This window comes from Acidibrevibacterium sp. (assembly GCF_049965395.1).
In the GTDB taxonomy this organism is placed as follows: Bacteria; Pseudomonadota; Alphaproteobacteria; order Acetobacterales; family Acetobacteraceae; genus Acidibrevibacterium; species Acidibrevibacterium fodinaquatile.
In genome coordinates this window covers 1-1,521 of sequence record NZ_JBMFWJ010000108.1, presented here as the reverse complement: position 1 = coordinate 1,521, position 1,521 = coordinate 1, and the positions used below count along the sequence as shown (strand labels likewise).

At 65.1% G+C, this 1,521-nt stretch carries 1 protein-coding gene and 1 pseudogene; one reads left to right on the top strand and one right to left on the bottom strand.

Going from position 1 to position 1,521, the window contains the following annotated elements; translation table 11 throughout:
* Nucleotides 1-308 precede the first annotated feature (308 nt).
* A complete protein-coding gene (locus ACP5M5_RS14710; RefSeq protein ID WP_427938606.1) occupies nt 309-1,265 on the top strand; it encodes a recombinase family protein in 957 nt (318 codons plus the stop codon).
* A 57-nt stretch (nt 1,266-1,322) separates the two neighbouring features.
* On the opposite strand, the pseudogene ACP5M5_RS14705 reads toward ACP5M5_RS14710, so the two are convergent.
* Nucleotides 1,323-1,521 (bottom strand): annotated as a pseudogene (locus ACP5M5_RS14705) (hypothetical protein); the annotation flags it as partial.

Here is a 1,521-nt window from a genome sequence, read left to right as displayed (position 1 = left end):
ATAACACTGTTATTTTTCTCCTCCCTGCTCGCCTTCGTCATGCGACCCACTTCCGATAGCGGCGATGGCCGGACGCCGCGCATCTGACAGCCTCCCAGCCGGCGAATTCGCGCGGGTTTTCGGGCAAGCGGCGGCGCGAATGCGCCCAAATCTGCGGCTCTCGGAGCGGATGAGCCTTTCCCTGCCCGGCGGCCATGCCCGGGGCGCTCCCAAGGATGGCCTCCTGGCCACTTCTGCAAACGGCCGTTTTCAAAATCTTTATGGAATTGTAAATTGCCACCCAGAACGCCGGAGCAAGCCCGATCGTCATGGCAATACCATCCTCACCCCCCCTCCCCGGCCGGCTTATCGGCTATGCCCGGGTCTCCACCGATGATCAGGGTACGACCCCCCAGCGCGATGAATTGCGCGCCGCCGGCTGCCACGACATCCTCGAGGAACACGCTTCCGGCGCCGATCGCACCCGCCCGGTGCTCGCCCGTCTGCTCCGCGACATCCGGCGCGGCGAGACCCTGGTCGTCGTTCGCCTCGACCGCCTGGCGCGCTCGGTCAGCCATCTCCTCGCCGTCATCGATCAGCTCGAAGCGGCGGGAGCGCATTTTCGCAGTCTGCGCGATCCCATCGACACCACCACCCCGCAGGGCATGTTCTCGCTGCAGGTGCTCGGCGCCGTCGCCCAGCTCGAGCGCAGCCTGATCGCCGAGCGCACCAAGGCCGGGCTGCGCGCCGCCCGCGCCCGCGGCCGCATCGGCGGCAATCCGGGGCTACGCGCCCGCGACCCGGACGCCATCCGCAAGCTCCGCGCCCGCCGCGATGCCAGCCATCTCGATGCCGTTCTGGCCGAGCTCGATTCCTGGCTTCCAACCGTCCGCCGCATGCGCCCTCACCAACCATGGGGGGATGTCGTGCGGGTGCTCAACCGTGCTTCAGGCCAAAACCATCACCGCCCCTGGACCGTCGAACGGCTGCGCCGCACCGTTCGCCGTCTCGCCGCCGAGGGGATCGTTGATGACATCCTGTTGACCCGCGCCCCGCCACAGCGCGGTGATGACCGCCTCATCCGCCTGGTCGCTGGCATCAAAGCCTCGGCACCAGACGCCACCCTCCAGAACATTGCCACCCAGCTCGAAGCCATGCATGAGCGCACGCCACGCGGCGGCACAAGATGGCATCCTTCCTCGGTCCAGAACCTGCTGACCCGTGCCAAACGCTCGGGATTGCTGATGATCACACCTGCAGAGAGGCTGACGGAAACGTCCGCCTGAAGTCTAACGCAATGCCCGTCTATGGTCTTAAGCACTTATTATAATTAACAAAACACTTTATCGGCGCAGATCAAGCACACCGAGTTCCCGCCATAGCCAGCCAAAATCATAGGTGGCCATGGGATCAAACGGGTCATGCCGGCTCATCGACTGGTTTTCCAGATATTTCAGCCACTCCGCGACCTCCTGGCGGCCGCTTGGTGTCTTGGCCTTCTGGCGCGGCGTCTTGTCGCCGAGCATGCCGACCGGCTGGTCG

Excerpts from the sequence above, each read along its gene's own strand:
- ACP5M5_RS14710 (WP_427938606.1), top strand. The coding sequence starts at position 309 with ATGGCAATACCATCCTCACCCCCCCTCCCCGGCCGGCTTATCGGCTAT.